The sequence below is a fragment of the Falsiroseomonas oryzae genome (genome assembly GCF_027856955.1).
Lineage (GTDB): Bacteria > Pseudomonadota > Alphaproteobacteria > Acetobacterales > Acetobacteraceae > Falsiroseomonas > Falsiroseomonas oryzae.
Genome location: NZ_JAPSMD010000917.1, coordinates 1 through 831 on the forward strand (window position 1 = coordinate 1; position 831 = coordinate 831).

Annotated in this window: 2 protein-coding genes; both read right to left on the bottom strand. The window is 76.8% G+C overall.

Going from position 1 to position 831, the window contains the following annotated elements; genetic code table 11:
• On the bottom strand, window positions 1-136 hold a 136-nt coding region (locus OZN99_RS32665; protein WP_270939335.1), incomplete at its 3' end, for a GntR family transcriptional regulator.
• Window positions 133-831 (bottom strand): thiamine pyrophosphate-dependent enzyme (locus OZN99_RS32670; protein WP_270939334.1); only part of this gene is annotated, 699 nt, incomplete at its 5' end. The genes OZN99_RS32665 and OZN99_RS32670, both read right to left, overlap by 4 nt.

The following is an 831-nucleotide window of genomic DNA, read 5'->3' on the forward strand; positions in this document are numbered from 1 at the left end:
CGGGCGAGACGCCGAGCTCCGCCGCCAGCTCCGGCTCGGCCGGGATGGGCGCGCCGGGCGCCCAGGTGCCGTCGGCGATGCGCTGCGTCAGCACCTCCTCGGTCTGCGCGTAGAGCGGGCGGCGGGCGAGGTTCATGCGCGCTTGAGGCTTGGCGCCGGCTGGCCCTGGATGACCACGTTCACCACCGCGGGCCTGCCGCTGGCGAAGGCGCGCGCCAGCGCGGGGGCCAGCCCGGCGGCGTCCTCGACCAGCTCGCCATGGCCGCCCAGCGCGGCGGCCACCTGGTCGTAGCGCGTGCCCGGCGCCAGCTCGCAGCCATGCGCGCGGTTGGCGCCGTAGTCGCGCAGCTGGATCTGGTGCTCCGCGTTCCAGCGGCTGTCGTTGCCCACCACCAGCACGCAGGGCAGGCCGTGCCGGGCGGCGGTGTCGATCTCCGCCATGTGGAAGCCGAAGGACCCGTCGCCCATCAGCGCCAGGGTGGGTGACGCGACGGCAGCGCGAGCGCCGATGGCAAACGGGATGCCCACGCCGATCGCACCGGCGACGCCGTTGGTGATGCGGCGGGGCGCCTTCACCATGGACTGCGCCCACTGGCCGACCTCGCCGCCGTCGCACACGAAGGTGGCGTCGCCCTGCCCTGCCAGCGCGTCGTTGATGGCGTGGCACAGCGTGGCCGGGTGGATCGGGCCCGGCGGCGCGCCGGCGAGCTCCGCCCAGGCTGGGGGACGCCAGGCCAGCGTCTCCCAGACGCGCTCGGCCCAGCCGGCCTGGGCGGGCACCTGGCGCGCCGTTGCGGCCAGCGCGGCGACGGCGGAGGCCGGGTCGGCCAC